The organism is Methylorubrum suomiense (genome assembly GCF_022179765.1).
In the GTDB taxonomy this organism is placed as follows: domain Bacteria; phylum Pseudomonadota; class Alphaproteobacteria; order Rhizobiales; family Beijerinckiaceae; genus Methylobacterium; species Methylobacterium suomiense.
Genome location: NZ_BPRE01000011.1, coordinates 1 through 17,679 on the forward strand (window position 1 = coordinate 1; position 17,679 = coordinate 17,679).

A 17,679-nucleotide genomic window follows, 5' to 3' on the forward strand; every position below is an offset into this window, starting at 1 on the left:
CGAAACGTTAGACAGCTTCATCTCTTACGGCCCAGCCTCTCAGCCAGACCCGCAAGGACATGAACAAGCCGCCCACGTTTCTCTTTCTCGATATCAACTTGTCAAAGAGCGCGAAGCCTACACCCTAGGGGCGCAATCTTCTGCCGAAAACGCGCCGATGGCCCGGTTGCCCGGCCCATGCAGCCCCGTCCTCAGCGATCGTTCCGCGGCGGCCCCAGTATGGCAGCGATCCGTGTCGCTGCCGGGAAGTCCGCCCGAGCGGTCCGCGGCGTCTAGAGCCGGCGAACCGTCCTGTCAACCGTCCGATCCAACACCGAAGCGCCGATCCGGTCGACCATTCCGAGACACGAAGGACAGCGATCGCCCGATCCAGTCGCCCGGATCAGCCGTGCCGCTCAAACAGTCCCGAAACCCTCAGGAGCCCCGAGCCACCAGAGAAGGTGGACCGCCGCGCCCCGTCGGTGAAAATGCTTCTACGGGACGCCCCGCGCCCCGTCAACCGGAAAACGCGGAGAAATGCGAAAACGCCCGCCACGGGACGTCCTGGCGCGATGAGGGAGCGCTTCATGTCTTGGGTATGGCCCCTCCCCTACCGTAGGCGGGCCGCAAGGCTCGAATGCGGATCGCTCGTCGCTTCTGCAGCTTGCACGTCGGTCTTGGTCTCCGAGACGGCGCGCCGCCCGGAGACCAATCGCCAAGGTCAGGCGGCGCGAACGTTGGCCAGGAAGGCGTCGACCTCGCTCCGCAGTTGCCGTGATTGCAGCGCCAATTGATCCGACGCGCCCGCGACGCTTGCGGCGGCATGTCCGGCTTCGTCCGCGGCGCGGGCGACGGCGACGATGTCGTCGGTCATCTCGCTCGTGCCGGTCGAGGCCTGGACCATGCTGCGCACGATCTCCTGGGTCGTCGCCCCCTGCTCCTCGACGGCCGCAGCGATGCTGTTGGTGACCCGGTTGATTGCCTCGATCTCCCCGGTGATCGCCTGGATCGCCTGGGCCGTCCCCTGGGTCGCGGCTTGGATCGCGCCGACCTGCTGGGCGATCTCGCCCGTCGCCCGCGCCGTCTGGCTGGCCAGTTCCTTGACCTCGGCGGCCACCACCGCGAAGCCGCGACCGGCCTCCCCGGCCCGTGCGGCCTCGATGGTGGCATTCAGGGCGAGCAGGTTCGTCTGTCCGGCAATGGTCGAGACGAGATCGACGATGTCGCCGATGCGGGCTGCGGCGGTTGCGAGCGCGGACATGGTCTGCTCCGTGCTCGCGGCACCCTGAACCGCGCGGGCCGACAGACCGGCGGCTTGCTCGACCTGACGTCCGATCTCCTCGACGGTGGCGCCGAGTTCCTCGGCCGCGGAAGCGACGGTGTTCACGTTGCCCGCCGTCTGGTGCGCGGCGCTCGCCGCGCTGGTCGAGCGTCGCGACGTGTCCTCGACGGTTCCGCGCATGATGCCGGACGAGGCCTGGAGTTCACCCACGGCCCCCGAGAGACGGTCGACGATTCCGCCGACGGTCGCTTCGAACCGGCCGGCAAGGTCCCGGAGCATGGCGCGGCGGGCCTGCTCTTCGCGCAGGCGGAGCGCCTCCGTGGTCTGCAGCTGCTGTGCCGCGTCCTCGAGGGAGACGTCCCGGATCGTCGCCACGGCGCGGGCGATGTCGCCGATCTCGTCCGCGCGACGGCTGCCGGGCACCTCGTCGATGGTCTGCCGTGCGGCGAGCCCGTTGAGCGCCCGGGTCAGGGCGCCGAGGGGGCGCACGATCGAGCGGGCAAGCCACAGCCCGATCACCGCGGTCCCGAGAAGGACGATGAGCGCGATCATGGCAAGGGTCAGCGACAGTGTCCGCACGGCGGCCACCGCCTCGGTCTCGCTCTGCTCGGCGATGATCGTCCAGGGGGCGCCGAGAACCGAGACGGGCGCCACCGCGGCCATGTTCCGGCCTGCGGGCGCCGCGTAATCGAAGCTCGCTCCCTGCGCGATCTGCGAGGGCCCGATGCCGAGCGCCGCGAGCGGTTCGCCGGCCTTGGCGCCTCCGATCAGCGGCGTGCTGCGCAGGAGCCCATCCGAACCGGCGGCAACGACCTGGCCGGTCTGCCCAAGTCCGTCACGCTTCATCAGCGAGTGGTCGAACAGGGCGGGCGTCACGCGCATCACAACGAAACCGATGCGCTCGGCGGCCTGCGCCGTGCCCATGGCGACATTCGCGCGCCGGGTCATCGGGCGACCGATGAAGGCCGAGGGTCCCTCCCCTGCCGGATAGGCCGCAAAGTCTTCGAACAGCACGCTGTTCGGGTCGCCGGCCTTCAGCCGCTCGACAAGGCGGGCGAGCCCCGTGGCGCGCAACGGCCCCTCGCCCAAAGTCTGGGCGAAGTCCTGATCCTTGAGTGTGGTGTAGACGATGCGACCACCCTCATCCACGAACAGAAGATCGGCGTAACCGGCCTGGGCCATGATCTTACGGCCCACCTCCTGAACCTTGGCGTGGCGGCGGCCATACATCGTGTTGGTCGCGTTGCCATCGAAGGCGAGCCGTGCTTCCGCATTCGGCAGGTCGCGGATCGCTTGCAGGACCTTCTCGGTCTCAGGCTTGGCCGGATCGAGATTCTCGATCAGATCCGGAAAATTCGATGCGATCTGCGGGTTGGCCGCCGCGACCTCGAAATCGGTACGGAGACGATCGGCCGTCAGCTCGACACTGTCCTTGCGCAGGGATGCGGCGAGCTGGAGACGCTCGCGCGCCGCGTCGAACAGGCCGGCCTTGGCGGAATACCAGCTGAAGCCGCCCATGGCCGTCGCACTGAGCAGGGCCAACCCGATCATGGCGGCGGGCAGGCGTGTGCTGAGTTTCGAGGGGGAGAGCATTGGCGGCCTGTGCTGAGAGAGACCTCCAGGGAATACGAGGGTAAATTTTAATAAGAGATAAAGCGCCTCTGCAATTCTCTCATAGCTGTCACAACACTATCGCCAATTCGATATTACAGCTGCCCCTTTTGAAGGCCCGGCACCGCGTCATTACCGGGAGGTGCGGAACACCTGTAGATCGAGATCGCGGACTTTCTTGCGCAACGTGTTGCGGTTGACCCCCAAAAGCTCTGCTGCCCGGATCTGATTACCACGAGTTGCAGCGAGCGCCGCGCCGATCAGCGGGCCCTCGATCTCGCGCAGGATCCGATGATAGAGGCCGGGCGGGGGCAGCGTATCCCGGTACCCGGAGAAGTAGTCGGCCAGATGCCGCTCCACGGCACCCGAAAGGGTCTCGCTCTCCGAGGCGCCGTTCTTACGCGGCGCCCCGTTCGCCGCCGCCGGCTGGGCGAGCGGCAGGGTGTCGAGTTCGGCCTCGATGACCGGGCCGGTGATGGTCTCTTGCGGGTAGAGGGCGGCGAGCCGGCGCACGAGATTTTCGAGCTCGCGCACGTTTCCCGGCCAGCGGTAGCGCTTGAGCCGCTCCATGGCGTCGCCGTCGAGAGTCTTGCGGGTCAGGCCCTCGCGCTCCACCAGAACAAAGAAGTGGCGGATCAGGTCCGGCACGTCCTCGGCGCGCTCGCGCAGGGCCGGCAGGCGCAGGGGCACGACGTTCAGCCGGAAGAACAAGTCCTCGCGGAAGATGCCCTGCTGGATTGAGACGCGCAGATCCTTGTTGGTGGCCGCGATGATCCGGACATTGGTCTTGATCGGCACGCGTCCGCCGACGGTGGTGTACTCGCCCTGCTGGAGAACGCGCAGCAGCCGGGTCTGGGCCTCCATCGGCATGTCGCCGATCTCGTCGAGGAACAGGGTGCCGCCCTCGGCCTGCTCGAACCGCCCGGCGGAGCGCGACAGCGCACCGGTGAAGGCGCCCTTCTCGTGGCCGAAGAGTTCGGATTCGATCAGGTCGCGGGGGATCGCCGCCATATTGACGGGAACGAACGGCCCGGTGCGGCGGCGGCCGTAATCGTGAAGCGCGCGGGCGACCAGTTCCTTGCCGGTGCCGGATTCACCGGTGATCATCACGGTGAGGTCGGTCGGCATCAGGCGCGCCAGGGCGCGGTAGATCTCCTGCATGGCCGGCGAGCGGCCGACGAGGGGGATGTCCTCGTTCTCCGGTCCGGCCCCGGCCGGCGCCGTGCCGCGGGGGCGCGACAGGGCGCGACCGACGATGGCCGTCAGCTCCTTCAGGTCGAAGGGTTTGGGCAGGTACTCGTAGGCGCCGCGCTCCGAGGCGCGGATCGCCGTCATGAAGGTGTTTTGCGCGCTCATGACGATGATCGGCAGTTCCGGCCGAACCCGCTTGATGCGCGGCAGCAGGTCGAACACGTTCTCATCGGGCATCACCACGTCGGTAATGACCAGATCCCCCTCCCCTTGCGCCACCCACCGCCAGAGGGTGGCGCAATTCGATGTGGTGCGGACCTCGTAGCCGGCCCGCGACAGGGCTTGGTTCAGCACGGTGCGGATCGCTGCGTCGTCGTCCGCGACGATGATGTGACCGTTGGGCATGGCTACTCGACTCAGCGCTCCGCGGCCGATTCGCGCCCGTCGCGGGCGCTCGACATGGGAAGCAGGATCCGGAAAGCGGTTCGGCGGGGAACGGGGTCGCACTCGACGATGCCGCCGTGATCCCCCACAATCTTGGCCACCAATGCAAGTCCGAGGCCGGAGCCCTGCGCCTTGGTGGTGACGAAGGGATCGAACAGGTCGGACAGCATGTCGGCCGGGATACCCGGCCCGTTGTCGCGCACGGCCACCTCGATCGGCAGGCTGACCCGCTCGCGCGAGCCCGGCACCTGCAGGCGAAGCCCGGTGCGGAAGGCGGTCGACAGGGTGATCTCGCCCTCGACCGTATCGGTGCCGATGGCTTCCGCCGCGTTCTTCACGAGGTTCAGGATCACCTGAATCAGCTGATCACGGTTGCCGAGCACCGGAGGCAGCGACGGATCGTAGTTTTCGATGAAGCGGATGTGACGGGCAAAGCCCGACTGCGCCGAGCGTTTGACCTGGTCGAGCACCCCGTGGACGTTGACCGGCCCCCGCTCCACCGGCCGCTCCTCGCCGAACAGCTCCATGCGCTCGACGATGCGGACGATCCGGTCCGACTCGTCGCAGATCAGGCGGGTCAGCAGCCGGTCCTCGTCGTCGCGCTCCTGCTCCAGCAATTGCGCGGCACCGCGGATGCCCGCGAGCGGGTTCTTGATCTCGTGGGCCAGCATCGCGCCGAGCGCGATCATCGAGCGCGCCGCGCCGCGGTGGGTGAGCTGGCGGTTCATCTTGTCGGCGATGGTGCGCTCCTGGAGCATCAGCACCACCGAATCGTCCTCGTCGCGTAACGGCGTGGCGAAGACGTCGACGCTGCGCTCGGCTCCCGAGCGGGGTTGGATCAGCTCGACCCGGTACTCGGCAACCGAGGAGCGGCGGCGGCGCACCTCGGCCACCAGCGCGATGATCGGCGATGCGAAGGGGATGATGTCGCGCAGTCGCCCCCGCTGCATCACCTTGGAAGACAGATCGAAGAAGAGTTCGGCGGCGTGGTTGACCCGTAGGATACGCTCGTCCGGCCCGATGGTGAGCACCGGCAGCGGCAGGGCGTTCAGCACCGCCTCGGCTGCCGGCAAAGAGGCGGGATCGGGCTCTTCGCCGGTGAAGCTCATGGTGTGGCTCCCGGGGCTCATGCGGCCTCGCCGATCGTCGTGCCGGCAGCGTCCGGTTCGAGGCCCGCCGGATCGAGGAAGGCCCGTCGCAGCAGGGCGAGGGCCTCGGTCGGATCCGAGGTGGTGACGAGGCGCCGCCGGTCGGCCGGGCTCAGGGCGCCGGATCCGGCGGCATCGGCATAGGCAGCCAGATGCTTGCGGGCGTGGCGCACGCCCATGGCCTGCCCGTAGAGGGCGATCAGTCCCTCGTAATGCTCGGCCGCCGCCGCGGCCCGCGCCTCGGCGGAGAGCGGCGTGACAGAGCGCCCGGCGAGGCCCGCGGCAATCTCGCCGACGAGCCAGGGACGTCCCACGGCTGCCCGCCCCACCATGACGCCCGCGGCGCCGGAGGCCGCGAGACAGGCGCGGGCGTCGTCGAGGCTCGTCACATCGCCGTTGGCGATGACCGGCAGGCGCGTCGCCGCGACGACGGCGCGGATCGCCGACCAATCGGCGCGGCCCTTGTAGAATTGCTGCCGGGTGCGGCCATGGACGGTGACGCCGTTCAGGCCCAGATCCTCGGCGCGGCGGGCGAGTTCCGGCGCGTTCAGACTGGCATGATCCCAGCCCAGGCGCATCTTCACGGTGACCGGCACGGCGACCGCCATCCGCACGGCACCGAGAAGACGGGCAGCGTGGTCGAGATCGCGCATCAGCGCCGAGCCCGCCTCGCCGCCGGTCACGGTCTTGGCCGGGCAGCCCATATTGATGTCGATGGCATCGGCACCGTTGTCGACGGCGATGCGGGCCGCCTCGGCCATCGGGGTCTCCGCACAGCCTGCCAGCTGCACGACATGCGGCTCGACCCCTTCGCCCTCCGCCCGGACTTGCGACTCGGCATCGCCGCGGGCCAATTCGGCTGCCGCCACCATCTCGGAAACGACCGCGCTCGCCCCGAGCCTCTGCGCGATGCGGCGCATGTGCAGATCCGTGACGCCCGAGAGCGGCGCCAGCAGAACGGGGGGCGCGTCGGCACGCCGTCCGTCCTCGGAGCGCAAGGCGCTCAAATAATGGTCAGGTCTCATTCTGCACAATAAGTAGCCAAACCCGGGCGAAGCGCAAGCGTCGCCTTCGTTTGCCTTCGAACATTCGGCCGCCTATGAGCGCAAACATCCCGCCTGTCCCCAACTGAATGCACTTCGAGGTTCGACGATGTCCGACAGCGCCGCGCGGCCGAAAGTGGCCGCTGTCGTCGTCGCGGCAGGCAAGGGCCTGCGCGTCGGCGGCGATCTGCCCAAGCAGTATCGCCGCGTCGGCGGGCGCGCCGTCTTGACCCGCACGCTGGCGGCTTTGGCCGCCTCCCCACGCATCAGCCGGATCCAGCCGGTGATCGCTCCGGACGCGACCGACTTCTTCCGCGAATGTGTCGCCGAGTTGGAGCCGGCTCTCGCCAACAAACTGGCGGAGCCGGTGCCGGGCGGTGCAACCCGCCAACAATCGGTGGCGGCGGGGCTCGAAGGGCTGGCACGGTCCGGCGCGCCGGATCTGGTGCTGGTGCATGACGCCGCCCGCCCCTTCGTCGACGAGGCCCTGATCGCCCGCGCCATCGAGGCCGGCGGCGAGCACGGCGCAGCGGTACCCGGCGTGGCCGTGTCCGATACGATCAAGCTGGTGGAGACGATCGCCCCCGGCATCGGCCGCGTTCACGAGACGCCGTCCCGCGAGAACCTGCGCGCGGTGCAGACCCCGCAGAGTTTCCGGTTCGGCTCCCTGCTCGACGCGCATCGCCGGGCGGTGGCCGAAAGCCGGGACGGTTTCACGGACGACGGCGCGCTCGCCGAATGGGCCGGCCTGGCCGTCGTCGTCTTCGAGGGCGATGCCAGAAACCGCAAGATCACCCAGGCCGCGGACCTGATCGAGGCGGATCGGGCTTTCTCGAAGGAAGCACCCGCGATATCTGAGGCTCCCATGACCACTTACGTGACCCGCCTCGGCACCGGCTTCGACGTCCACGCCTTCACCGAGGGCGACCATGTCTGGCTCGGCGGCATCAAGATCCCCGCCGACCGCGGCGTGCTCGCCCATTCCGACGGCGACGTGGCGCTGCACGCCCTGACCGACGCGCTGCTCGGCGCCATCGCCGACGGCGATATCGGCACCCATTTCCCGCCCTCCGACGAGAAGTGGCGCGGCGCGTCCTCCGATCAGTTCCTCGCCCATGCCTGTTCGCTGGTGCGGGCGCAGGGCGGCAAGATCGACCATCTCGACATCACCGTTCTGGCGGAGGCGCCGCGCATCGGCCACCATCGCGAGGCGATCCGGGCCCGCATCGCCAAGATCGCGGGCGTTCCGCTCAGCGCAGTCTCCATCAAGGCGACGACCACGGAGAAGCTCGGCTTCGTCGGCCGGGCCGAGGGTCTCGCGGCGCAAGCCGCCGCCACCGTGCGCCTGCCCGAGGTCGAGGTGGACACCGGCACCGAGACCGCCGAGCGCCGCTCGTGATCGACGACGCCGCGCTCCTCGCCCGCGCCGAAGCGCTGGTCAGTGCTTACGCGGCGTCGAGCCGGCGGATCGCGACCGCCGAATCCTGCACCGGCGGCCTCGTCGCCGGATTGCTCACCGCCGTGCCCGGATCCTCGGCCGTGCTGGAACGCGGCTTCGTCACCTATTCCAACGAGGCCAAGACCGACCTCGTCGGCGTGCCGACCGACCTGATCGCCGCACACGGCGCGGTGAGCGAGCCGGTGGCCCGCGCCATGGCGGAGGGGGCGCTCGGTCGCTCGCGCGCGGACGCGGCGGTCTCGATCACCGGCATCGCCGGACCCGGCGGCGGCAGCTCGAACAAGCCCGTCGGCCTCGTGCATTTCGCCCTCGCCGCCACGGGGGGGCCGACCCGCCATATCGAGCGCCGCTTCGGCGATCTCGGCCGGGCGGCGACCCGGCGCCTGTCGGTCGAGCAGGCGCTTGCGCTGCTGGAAGGGGCTTTCTGAGGGAGCCTGAGCTCACTCCTCCCAGCCCTGCTCAGGATGCGCGGCGGGTGCCGCAGGCCGACCGCCGCCGCCCCCACGTTGCGAATCGCATCTCCTGCGCCTACTTCTCGTATCGGTCGCACGCGAACAGGGAGAGGATCGTATGAGCGCCATGCCCGTCTTCTCTCCCGTGGAAGCCCTCGCGATCGGTCGCCTGAACCGACGCGCCTAGGCGTTCCGGAGCCGCCCGGCCTGACGGGCCCGCGGCTCTCTTCGACCTCCCCGAACTGAACCCACCGGTCCGCGCCGCTTCGGTCGTGCGCGTCTGTGCCTCCAGGAGCCGACGCTTGGTCGTCGGGCGCTTGCATGTCCCTGTCTTCTCCCCGGCGCACGGATGCGGTCCGTCGCGTCGTCGCCTTCGTCGCCCGTGGTTGGCGTCGACGGCTTCCCGTCGTCTCCGGCCTCGTCGGCGCCGTCACGCTCGCCACCCTCGCGGACGTGATGCTGCCGATCTATGCGGGCCGTCTCGTCGATGCGCTCGCCGGCTCCGATCGTGCGGCGGCGTTCCACGCGGCAATGCCGGCCTTTGCCGCGATGACGCTCCTGAGCCTCGCGGCGGTGGGGCTGCGCCACATCTCGTGGAGTCTCGTCGTGCCGCTGACCCTCGGCACCATGTCGGACGTGCTCGGCGACAGTTTCGCCCGCGTGCAGCGCTTCTCGACCGAGTGGCACGCCAGCACCTTCGCGGGCTCGACCGTGCGGAAGATCTCGCGCGGCATGTGGGCGATCGACAGCCTCAACGACGTGCTGCTGCTCTCGCTGCTGCCCTCCGTCGTCGTGCTCGCCGGGACCACCTTGGTGCTCGGCCTGCACTGGCCGGCCATGGGTGCCGTCGTCGGGATCGGCGCGCTCATCTATGTCGCGGCATCGGTGTTCCTGGCGACCCGCGTGATCGCGCCCGCCGCCACGCTCTCGAACGCGCTCGACACCCGGCTCGGCGGCGCCCTGTCGGACGCCATCGGCAACAATGCCGTGGTCAAGGCGTTCGGGGCGGAGGGGCGTGAGGAGGCGCGTCTCCACCGCATCCTCGGCCGTTGGCGGCGGCGCACGCACCGCACCTGGATGATCGTCACCTGGAGCGGGACGGCGCAACTCGGGTTGCTGCTCGCCTTCCGCACGGCCATCGTCGCGACCGCCCTCTGGCTGTGGTGGGTGGCGCAGGCGAGCCCGGGCGAAGTCGCCTACGTGCTCACCACCTACTTCGTGGTGCACGGCTACCTCCGCGACATCGGCGGGCAGATCAACCACCTCCAGCGGGCGGTCAACGAGATGGAGGAACTGGTCGCGCTCGAGGCTGAGCCGGCGGGTGTCGCCGACCGGCCCGGTGCCGCGCCGCTTCAGGTCTCGGGCGGGGCGATCCACTTCGAGAAGGTGCGCTTCCATTACGGCGACCACGGCACGCCGCTCTACGATGATCTGTCGGTGACGATCCCGGCCGGCCAGCGGATCGGCTTGGTCGGTCGCTCGGGCTCGGGCAAGACCACCTTCGTCAAGCTGATCCAGCGGCTCTACGACGTGGGGGGCGGGCGCATCGCCATCGACGGGCAAGACGTGGCCGGTGCCACGCAGGCAAGCTTGCGGGCGCAGGTGGCCATCGTTCCGCAAGAGCCGGTGCTGTTTCACCGAAGCCTCGCCGAGAACATCGCCTACGGCCGGCCCGGCGCCTCGGCGGATCAGATCGAGCGGGCGGCGCGGCTCGCCAATGCGCATGACTTCATCGCGCGGCTGCCCCAGGGCTACGCCACGCCGGTGGGCGAGCGAGGGGTCAAGCTGTCGGGCGGCGAGCGCCAGCGGGTGGCGCTCGCCCGCGCCTTCCTTGCCGATGCGCCGATCCTGATTCTCGACGAGGCGACCTCCAGCCTTGATTCGGAATCGGAGGCCCTGGTGCAGGAAGCGATGGAGCGGCTGATGCACGGGCGAACGGCGATCGTGATCGCCCACCGCCTCTCGACGGTGCGGGCGCTCGACCGCATCCTCGTGTTCGATCGCGGTCGCATCGTCGAGGACGGCCCGCACGCCGCCCTGATGCATCGCCCGAACGGCGCCTATCGATCGCTGTTCGAGCGCCAATCGGTCTTGGCGCAGAGTGCGTGAGATGCGGCATCCCCTCTCCCCGCAGCGGGAGAGGGGAGGCCGCGCGGCGTTGATCAGAACACCTGCGCGGCGCTGCCATTGCCCTTCGGGGCGCCCGGCACGCCGGCGGCGGCGTCCGCATTGTCGGCGGCGCGCTTGTCGAGGGCGCGACCCACCACTTTGGCGAGACCGACCATGATCTTGTCGAGCTCGTAATCCTTCGGCGTGTAGACGGCGGTCACGCCCATATTCTTGAGCACCAGCTCGTCCTCGGGCGAGATGATGCCGCCTACCACGACCGGCACGTGGTCGAGCCCGGCCTCGCGCAGCTTCGCCTTGACCTCCCGCACCAGCGGCACGTGGCTGCCCGACAGAACCGAGAGCCCGATGACGTGGGCGCCGCGCTCGACCGCCTTGGCGACGATCTCGGTCGGGGTCTGGCGGATGCCGTCATAGGTCACGTCGAAGCCGACATCGCGGGCGCGGAGCGCAATCTGCTCGGCGCCGTTCGAGTGGCCGTCGAGGCCCGGCTTGCCGACGACGAGCTTCGGCGTCTCGCCGAGCCGCTCGCCGAGATCGGCAATGAGAAGCTTCGCCTCTTCCGCCGCGCCCGACGACACCGTCTGCAGTGTGACGCCGGTGGGGGCACGGTACTCGCCGAACACCTGCCGCAGGCGTCCGCCCCACTCACCGGTGGTGACGCCGGCTTTCGCGGCGGCAATCGAGGGCGGCATGATGTTCGCGCCCGAACGGGCGGCCTGCTCCAGGTCTTCGAGGGCCTTGGCCACGGCCTTGTCGTCGCGCTTGGCGCGCCAGTCGCGGATGCGGGCCTCGGCCTCCATCTCCACCGTCTCGGAGACGGTGAAGATCGCGCCCTCCCCGGCCGTTAGCGGCGAGGGCTCGCCGTTCTGCCACTTGTTGACGCCGACCACGATCTGCTCGCCGCGCTCGATGGCGGCGATGCGCTTGGCATTCGACTCAACGAGCGCGCGCTTCAGCTCACCCGCCTCGACCGCGGTGACGGCGCCACCCAGCTCGGCGATGCGCTTGAGCTCGGCGCGGGTCTGCTCCTTCAGGGCCTCGACCCGGGCCTCGATGACCTTCGAGCCGTCGAAGATGTCATCGTATTCGAGCAGGTCGGTCTCGAAGGCGAGGATCTGCTGCATGCGCATCGACCATTGCTGGTCCCAGGGCCGCGGCAGGCCGAGCGCCTCGTTCCAGGCCGGCAACTGGACCGCGCGGGCGCGGGCGCGCTTCGACAGGGTGACGGCCAGCATCTCGATCAGGATGCGGTGGACGTTGTTTTCCGGCTGCTGCTCGGTGAGTCCGAGCGAGTTCACCTGCACGCCGTACCGGAAGATCCGCTTCTTGGCGTCGGTGATGCCGTAGCGCTCCTGGGCGATCTCGTCCCACAGCTCGGCGAAAGCCCGCATCTTGCAGATTTCGGTGACGAACCGCATGCCGGCATTCACGAAGAACGAGATCCGGCTGAACACGTTCGAGAAGTTGGCCTCGTCGAAATCGGGGTCGTCGCGCACGGTGTCGAGCACCGCGATGGCGATGGCGAGCGCGTAGGACAGCTCCTGGACCGGCGTCGCCCCCGCCTCCTGCAGATGGTAGGAGCAGACATTCATCGGGTTCCACTTCGGCACTTCCTTGGTCGTGAACAGGATCACGTCCTTGGTGAGCCGCAGGCTGGGAGCGGGCGGGAACACGTAGGTCCCGCGGGAGAGATACTCCTTGATGATGTCGTTCTGCGTGGTGCCCTGCAGCGCCGAGATCGGCGCGCCCTGCTCTTCGGCCACCGCGAGGTAGAGCGACAACAGCCACGGGGCCGTGGCGTTGATCGTCATCGACGTGTTCATCTGCGCCAGCGGGATCTGGTCGAACAGCGTGCGCATGTCGCCCAGATGCGCCACCGACACGCCGACCTTGCCGACCTCGCCGCGGGCGAGTTCGTCGTCCGGGTCGTAGCCGGTCTGGGTCGGCAGGTCGAAGGCGACCGAGAGGCCGGTCTGACCCTTGGCGAGGTTGCCGCGGTAGAGCTTGTTCGATTCCGCCGCGTTGGAGTGCCCGGCATAGGTCCGGATCAGCCAAGGCTTGTCCCGCTCGGGCTTGTCGTTCTTGATCTCGGCGACGCTCGCGGTGGCGCTCATCCGGCTCGACTCCCTCAACGTCTTATTGGCGTGCGCGTCCCGCGCGCGATGTGAGCGGCACCGTAGCGAAGGTGCGGCGGCGCGTCATCTGGGAGAAAAGTCGAGGATCGGTGCCAGAGCCTTGAAAAACTTGACGAGTCGGAGAAGCGGAATTTTGGAGTCGGCCCGCCCGTCGGAGCGGACGGGCCGTTCGCCGTCAGCGCATTGCGCCGCAGACACGCATGCGGCCCGCGCCGCCGTTGCTCTGGTGACTCTTGGCGTGGCCGATCGAGCCGGTCATGTCCTGGGTCGGGTTCCCGCCGGGGCGCTTCACGACGATATCGCAGCGCTGCCCGCCTCCGCTGCCCCAGCCGGGGAACGGCATCGTCGGCATGCCGCCGACGGCTGGAGCGGTGACGATCCGCCCCGGCGCGGGCAGCGAGCCGACCCGATCGATATCGGGCGCGATGCTCGACCAGTTCGACGTGGACTTCGTGACCTTGTTCGTCTTCACGGTCGTGGATTTGGAGTGCCGGTCTTGACCAGCAGTCTGGCGTGCATCGGACGGCAGGGCCGTTGCGGAGACGAAAGCGAGGGAGAGCGCGGCGAGGGCGAGGAATCGCGGCATGGTTCTGCTCCGAAAAGTGACAGACGCTGATGAAACGAACAGCACCCGCACTTTCATTGAGCGATTGTTTCGAAGATGTGCGTTAAGTCACAAAAGTAAATTCGGATATTAATCCGAAAATATTTCGATTTAAGCTGTAGGATTATTTCGGAAAGAACGATGCGATGCGTTTCGGCGGGGGCGCGGACCGCCTTGCCCGGTGTGGGCCGGAGGCGCGGTTCACCGTTCTCGATTCAGGTTCCCACCATGGTGAGAGCCTCGATTGGGAGCCCTACAAAAGATTATTTTGCATTCACCGGGGTCGGTATAGGCCGACGCCTATTTTTTGTGCGTAACGAGGGAATCCTCGTCTTTTAGGCCACTTGGAAGGCTTGGAACATCATGCATATAGCTTCCGCCAAGTTCGCTGCGGCGTTTGCGCCCGCGAACCAGCGACAGAATAGGGAGTGCCACGATGGCGGAGAGCGCAGCGCCGGCCTGGACCGGGCAGACGGCGGAAGCCAAGGACCTGTACGAACTCGGTGAGATTCCGCCGCTCGGCCACGTGCCGGCCAAGATGTACGCCTGGGCGATCCGCCGCGAGCGCCACGGGCCGCCGGAGCAGTCGCATCAGCTCGAAGTGCTGCCGGTGTGGGACATCGGCGATGACGAGGTGCTGGTCTACGTCATGGCCGCGGGCGTCAACTACAACGGTGTCTGGGCCGGCCTCGGCGAGCCGATCTCGCCGTTCGACGTGCACAAGGGCGAGTATCACATCGCGGGCTCCGACGCCTCCGGCATCGTCTGGAAGGTCGGCGCCAAGGTGAAGCGCTGGAAGGTCGGCGACGAAGTCATCGTCCACTGCAATCGCGACGACGGTGACGACGAGGAGTGCAACGGCGGCGATCCGATGTTCTCGCCCTCGCAGCGCATCTGGGGCTACGAGACGGGCGACGGTTCGTTCGCGCAGTTCTGCCGGGTGCAGTCGCGCCAGCTGATGAAGCGGCCCCAGCATCTCACCTGGGAAGAGGCCGCCTGCTACACCCTCACCCTCGCCACCGCCTACCGCATGCTGTTCGGCCACGCACCGCACACCGTGCGGCCGGGCCAGAACGTGCTGGTCTGGGGCGCGTCCGGCGGCCTCGGCGTGTTCGCCGTGCAGCTCTGCGCGGCGTCGGGCGCCAACGCCATCGCGGTGATCTCGGACGAGTCGAAGCGCGACTACGTCATGAGCTTGGGCGCCAAGGGCGTCATCAACCGCAAGGACTTCGATTGCTGGGGCCAGCTGCCCAAGGTCAACAGCCCCGAATACAACACCTGGCTCAAGGAGGCCCGGAAGTTCGGTAAGGCGATCTGGGATATCACCGGCAAGGGCAACGACGTCGACATCGTGTTCGAGCATCCGGGCGAGTCGACCTTCCCGGTCTCGACCCTGGTGGCCAAGCGCGGCGGCATGATCGTGTTCTGCGCCGGCACCACCGGCTTCAACATCACCTTCGACGCCCGCTACGTCTGGATGCGGCAGAAGCGTATCCAGGGCTCGCACTTCGCCCATCTCAAGCAGGCCTCGGCGGCGAACCAGTTCGTGATCGACCGGCGGATCGACCCCTGCATGAGCGAGGTCCTTCCCTGGGCCAAGATCCCGGCCGCCCACACCAAGATGTGGAAGAACCAGCACCCGCCGGGCAACATGGCGGTGCTCGTCAACGCCACGCGGGCGGGCCTGCGCACCGTCGAGGACGTGATCGAGGCCGGTCCGCTCAAGGCGATGTAATCCGAGCGTCCCGGCGCGAACGATCGCGCCGGGACGCCAATGGATCACGTGAAGCCGCCGATCCGGATGGATCGGCGGCTTCATTCGTCTCCGGCGCCTGTTGAGCGTCGGTCGAAGCCCATAACGGGGATCAGGAATGAGAATCGCGGCCGTGATCCTGGGTCTGATCCTGGCTGCCGCGACTTTCGTCTGGTTCTTCTACGTCGTGCCGCTGGGCTGCGCGATGAACACGACGGGCTGCAAGGAGCGCTTCACCGTATGGAGCGGCGTCGGGGTGATGCATTTCTGGTTGCCCCTCCTCGTCGCCACATCGGCCATCGTCTACGGCTCCGCACGGCGATAACGCGCCGAGGAAGCAGCCGACCGGCGGTCGCCCTACGCGACGACGATCACCGCGCTGCCGGATTGGGCATCTTCACGACTTTGCCGCCCGGAAGGATGATGTCGCCGGGGCTCTGGCCGGTCTCACAGGGGCCGAGATAGGTCGCATCGATCACCATCTGCCGCTGCACCGGCTCCTTCGCGCCGGGGAGACCCGTCAGCGTCGTGTCGACGACCATATGGATCTTGCTGTCGAAGTCGCCGGTGATCACGCTCTTCGCGACGGCCGAGACGGTTCCGATCGTGCACGCGCTCGCGCCCTCGTAACCGGCGTTCGTTTTCGTGAGCGTGTTCTTCGAGCAATTCTGTCCGCCGCCGAAGGCGCCCTGCGCGAATTGGTCGGTGCTGGCATCGATGCATTGGCGGGCGGTCACATTCTGGTCCGCCGTGATCGTCGTGCTCTCCCACAGGCCAGCCTTCCGGGCCGGCATCGTCTCCGCCTGACCACTTGTGCCGCTGGCGGCGAACGCCGTGGCTACTGCGAGACCGATGAGACGACGATGCATGAATGCTCCTGGCATGACGCGGCGCCGTGGCCGCTCCGATGCCGAGGGGTAGTCAATGCAGGGGGGCGGTACAAGCGAGCGGCGAGAAGCGCGACCGCTGGCAGATTGACGGTCGGCGAACCGATCGAGCGGGGCACAGCCCTGCTTGCGCCCCCCTTGCCCAGCCGACCGGTGATGGCAGAACGATCGCTTCCACAGCCGAGGCACGGACTTTGACCACCGACGACGACACTTACCTGTACGACGAGGCGACCGGCGAATGGCGCCCGGCCTCGGAGATGGCGGCGGCCAAGGCGGCCGCGTCCATGGCCCGCGATGCATCCGGCAACGTCCTCGCCGATGGCGATGCCGTGGTCCTGATCAAGGACCTGAAGGTCAAGGGCGCGAACCAGACCTTGAAGCAGGGAACGGTGATCCGTTCGATCCGCCTGACGGACGATCCCGAGGAGATCGATTGTCGTCACGAGACCATCAAGGGCCTCGTCCTGCGTACGGAATTCGTGCGCAAGCGCTGAGCGCGCCGCGACACGTGCGGGAGAGTCTGCGCGGCACGACAGAAGCTGCGAGCCGCGCCTGAAGCGATCCGGGTGGCGCGGTCCGCGAAGGTCGGCGGATCAGCGCCCGCGGGTCGGATCCTGCGGCAGGTGGCGCCCGTAGGTCTCCTGCTTCGCCTCGCGTTCCTTGATGAGGTCGGCATAGGCCTGCCGCATCTCGGGCGAGACCGCCACGCTCTTACCCTTGGCGGGCTTGCGCTTGGGGGCCTTCTTGAAGGTATCGGACGGCTCGGCCATGTTTCGCAGCGTCTCCCTGGTGTTCCGGTGGCGGACCACGCAAGGTCGAGGCCGGAGCGTGCTCCGTCCGCACGCCTTCCGGCGCGGCGACCTCGCTGCTAGAACGCGCCGGACATCGGAACGGGACCAGCATAGCCCGTCCGCGCGACGGTTTCGAGAAGAGCCATGGAAAAGTTCACGACCCTGGAGGGCGTTGCCGCGCCTATGCGGATCATCAACGTCGATACCGACCGGATCATTCCGAAGCAGTATCTCAAGACGATCAAGCGCACCGGCCTCGGGAAGGGCCTGTTCTCCGAGATGCGCTACAACGACGACGGTTCGGAGAATCCGGACTTCATCCTGAATCAGCCGGCCTATCGCAATGCCAAGATCCTCGTCGTCGGCGACAATTTCGGCTGCGGCTCCTCGCGCGAGCACGCGCCCTGGGCACTGGCCGATTTCGGTATTCGCTGCGTGATCTCGACGAGCTTCGCGGACATCTTCTTCAACAATTGCGCGAAGAACGGCATCCTGGCGATCGTGGTCTCGGCCGAGGATCTGGAAAAACTGTTCCTCGACGCCGAGCGGGGCGCCAACGCGACCCTGACGATCGACCTCGCCGCCCAGACCATCAAGGGGCCCGACGGCGGCACTCTCCATTTCGACATCGACGAGGGCCGCAAGCATAATCTGCTCAACGGCCTCGATGAGATCGGGCTGACGCTGGAGCGGGCTCCGGCCATCACGGCGTTCGAGACGAAACTTTCCGAGCGCGGGTGGGCCTGATCCCCCTCCCCGTCCCGGGA

At 68.0% G+C, this 17,679-nt stretch carries 15 protein-coding genes; 7 read left to right on the forward strand and 8 right to left on the reverse strand.

Going from position 1 to position 17,679, the window contains the following annotated elements; all coding sequences use genetic code 11:
- Window positions 1-700 precede the first annotated feature (700 nt).
- The 4 genes from MFF26_RS17175 to dusB form a co-directional block, all read right to left on the reverse strand.
- Window positions 701-2,854 carry a methyl-accepting chemotaxis protein gene (locus MFF26_RS17175; protein ID WP_238308248.1) on the reverse strand — a complete coding sequence of 718 codons (2,154 nt, stop codon included), beginning with the start codon at window positions 2,852-2,854 and terminating at the stop codon, window positions 701-703.
- 150 nt (window positions 2,855-3,004) lie between these two features.
- Complete coding sequence (gene ntrC, locus MFF26_RS17180) at window positions 3,005-4,468, reverse strand: nitrogen regulation protein NR(I) (protein WP_137831419.1); 1,464 nt, start codon at window positions 4,466-4,468, stop codon at window positions 3,005-3,007.
- A gap of 11 nt (window positions 4,469-4,479) precedes the next feature.
- Window positions 4,480-5,616 (reverse strand): two-component system sensor histidine kinase NtrB, encoded by a 1,137-nt coding sequence (locus MFF26_RS17185; RefSeq protein WP_137831421.1) that lies wholly within the window; start codon window positions 5,614-5,616, stop codon window positions 4,480-4,482.
- Between the two features lie 17 nt (window positions 5,617-5,633).
- Window positions 5,634-6,680, reverse strand: coding sequence for a tRNA dihydrouridine synthase DusB (dusB, locus tag MFF26_RS17190; protein ID WP_137831418.1), 1,047 nt, complete (start codon window positions 6,678-6,680; stop codon window positions 5,634-5,636).
- A gap of 127 nt (window positions 6,681-6,807) precedes the next feature.
- Between dusB and MFF26_RS17195 the strand changes: the two genes are divergently transcribed.
- The 3 genes from MFF26_RS17195 (at window position 6,808) to MFF26_RS17205 (ending at window position 10,718) form a co-directional block, all read left to right on the forward strand.
- On the forward strand, window positions 6,808-8,097 hold the full coding sequence (locus MFF26_RS17195) for a bifunctional 2-C-methyl-D-erythritol 4-phosphate cytidylyltransferase/2-C-methyl-D-erythritol 2,4-cyclodiphosphate synthase (protein WP_137831417.1): 1,290 nt from the start codon (window positions 6,808-6,810) through the stop codon (window positions 8,095-8,097).
- Window positions 8,094-8,585 carry a CinA family protein gene (locus tag MFF26_RS17200; RefSeq protein ID WP_238308249.1) on the forward strand — a complete coding sequence of 164 codons (492 nt, stop codon included), beginning with the start codon at window positions 8,094-8,096 and terminating at the stop codon, window positions 8,583-8,585. Before MFF26_RS17195 ends, MFF26_RS17200 begins: the two co-directional genes overlap by 4 nt.
- A gap of 345 nt (window positions 8,586-8,930) precedes the next feature.
- The gene (locus tag MFF26_RS17205) at window positions 8,931-10,718 is read left to right on the forward strand and encodes an ABC transporter ATP-binding protein (RefSeq protein WP_137831415.1); all 1,788 of its coding nucleotides are present in this window, start codon (window positions 8,931-8,933) and stop codon (window positions 10,716-10,718) included.
- A 53-nt stretch (window positions 10,719-10,771) separates the two neighbouring features.
- Here the strand turns inward: MFF26_RS17205 and MFF26_RS17210 are convergent, their stop codons facing one another.
- Window positions 10,772-12,853 carry an ethylmalonyl-CoA mutase gene (locus tag MFF26_RS17210; RefSeq protein WP_137831414.1) on the reverse strand — a complete coding sequence of 694 codons (2,082 nt, stop codon included), beginning with the start codon at window positions 12,851-12,853 and terminating at the stop codon, window positions 10,772-10,774.
- 196 nt (window positions 12,854-13,049) lie between these two features.
- Window positions 13,050-13,301 (reverse strand): hypothetical protein, encoded by a 252-nt coding sequence (locus MFF26_RS26690; RefSeq protein ID WP_444543615.1) that lies wholly within the window; start codon window positions 13,299-13,301, stop codon window positions 13,050-13,052.
- Window positions 13,302-13,914: 613 nt separating this feature from the next.
- Between MFF26_RS26690 and ccrA the strand changes: the two genes are divergently transcribed.
- Window positions 13,915-15,213 carry a crotonyl-CoA carboxylase/reductase gene (gene ccrA, locus MFF26_RS17220; RefSeq protein ID WP_137831412.1) on the forward strand — a complete coding sequence of 433 codons (1,299 nt, stop codon included), beginning with the start codon at window positions 13,915-13,917 and terminating at the stop codon, window positions 15,211-15,213.
- A gap of 136 nt (window positions 15,214-15,349) precedes the next feature.
- Window positions 15,350-15,556, forward strand: a complete 207-nt coding sequence (locus MFF26_RS17225) for a hypothetical protein (RefSeq protein ID WP_137831411.1) — start codon at window positions 15,350-15,352, stop codon at window positions 15,554-15,556.
- A gap of 46 nt (window positions 15,557-15,602) precedes the next feature.
- Here MFF26_RS17225 and MFF26_RS17230 read toward each other — a convergent pair whose 3' ends face one another.
- Window positions 15,603-16,100 (reverse strand): DUF3617 domain-containing protein, encoded by a 498-nt coding sequence (locus tag MFF26_RS17230; protein WP_137831410.1) that lies wholly within the window; start codon window positions 16,098-16,100, stop codon window positions 15,603-15,605.
- A 278-nt stretch (window positions 16,101-16,378) separates the two neighbouring features.
- On the opposite strand from MFF26_RS17230, the gene MFF26_RS17235 reads away from it, so the two are divergent.
- The gene (locus MFF26_RS17235; protein ID WP_373324490.1) at window positions 16,379-16,615 is read left to right on the forward strand and encodes an alkylphosphonate utilization protein; all 237 of its coding nucleotides are present in this window, start codon (window positions 16,379-16,381) and stop codon (window positions 16,613-16,615) included.
- A 99-nt stretch (window positions 16,616-16,714) separates the two neighbouring features.
- On the opposite strand, the gene MFF26_RS17240 is transcribed toward MFF26_RS17235, so the two are convergent.
- A complete protein-coding gene (locus MFF26_RS17240) occupies window positions 16,715-16,891 on the reverse strand; it encodes a hypothetical protein (protein ID WP_171015580.1) in 177 nt (58 codons plus the stop codon).
- Between the two features lie 165 nt (window positions 16,892-17,056).
- On the opposite strand from MFF26_RS17240, the gene leuD reads away from it, so the two are divergent.
- On the forward strand, window positions 17,057-17,659 hold the full coding sequence (leuD, locus tag MFF26_RS17245) for a 3-isopropylmalate dehydratase small subunit (RefSeq protein ID WP_137831408.1): 603 nt from the start codon (window positions 17,057-17,059) through the stop codon (window positions 17,657-17,659).
- The last annotated feature ends 20 nt before the right edge of the window (window positions 17,660-17,679 follow it).

What these genes read in the sequence shown, in the direction of transcription:
- MFF26_RS17210 (WP_137831414.1), bottom strand. Translation starts at nt 12,853, where the DNA reads ATGAGCGCCACCGCGAGCGTCGCCGAGATCAAGAACGACAAGCCCGAG.
- MFF26_RS17230 (WP_137831410.1), bottom strand. Translation starts at nt 16,100, where the DNA reads ATGCATCGTCGTCTCATCGGTCTCGCAGTAGCCACGGCGTTCGCCGCC.
- dusB (WP_137831418.1), bottom strand. Translation starts at nt 6,680, where the DNA reads ATGAGACCTGACCATTATTTGAGCGCCTTGCGCTCCGAGGACGGACGG.
- ntrC (WP_137831419.1), bottom strand. Translation starts at nt 4,468, where the DNA reads ATGCCCAACGGTCACATCATCGTCGCGGACGACGACGCAGCGATCCGC.
- MFF26_RS17240 (WP_171015580.1), bottom strand. Translation starts at nt 16,891, where the DNA reads ATGGCCGAGCCGTCCGATACCTTCAAGAAGGCCCCCAAGCGCAAGCCC.
- leuD (WP_137831408.1), top strand. Translation starts at nt 17,057, where the DNA reads ATGGAAAAGTTCACGACCCTGGAGGGCGTTGCCGCGCCTATGCGGATC.
- ccrA (WP_137831412.1), top strand. Translation starts at nt 13,915, where the DNA reads ATGGCGGAGAGCGCAGCGCCGGCCTGGACCGGGCAGACGGCGGAAGCC.
- MFF26_RS17205 (WP_137831415.1), top strand. Translation starts at nt 8,931, where the DNA reads ATGTCCCTGTCTTCTCCCCGGCGCACGGATGCGGTCCGTCGCGTCGTC.
- MFF26_RS17225 (WP_137831411.1), top strand. Translation starts at nt 15,350, where the DNA reads ATGAGAATCGCGGCCGTGATCCTGGGTCTGATCCTGGCTGCCGCGACT.
- MFF26_RS17195 (WP_137831417.1), top strand. Translation starts at nt 6,808, where the DNA reads ATGTCCGACAGCGCCGCGCGGCCGAAAGTGGCCGCTGTCGTCGTCGCG.
- MFF26_RS17175 (WP_238308248.1), bottom strand. Translation starts at nt 2,854, where the DNA reads ATGCTCTCCCCCTCGAAACTCAGCACACGCCTGCCCGCCGCCATGATC.
- MFF26_RS17235 (WP_373324490.1), top strand. Translation starts at nt 16,379, where the DNA reads ATGGCGGCGGCCAAGGCGGCCGCGTCCATGGCCCGCGATGCATCCGGC.
- MFF26_RS17185 (WP_137831421.1), bottom strand. Translation starts at nt 5,616, where the DNA reads ATGAGCTTCACCGGCGAAGAGCCCGATCCCGCCTCTTTGCCGGCAGCC.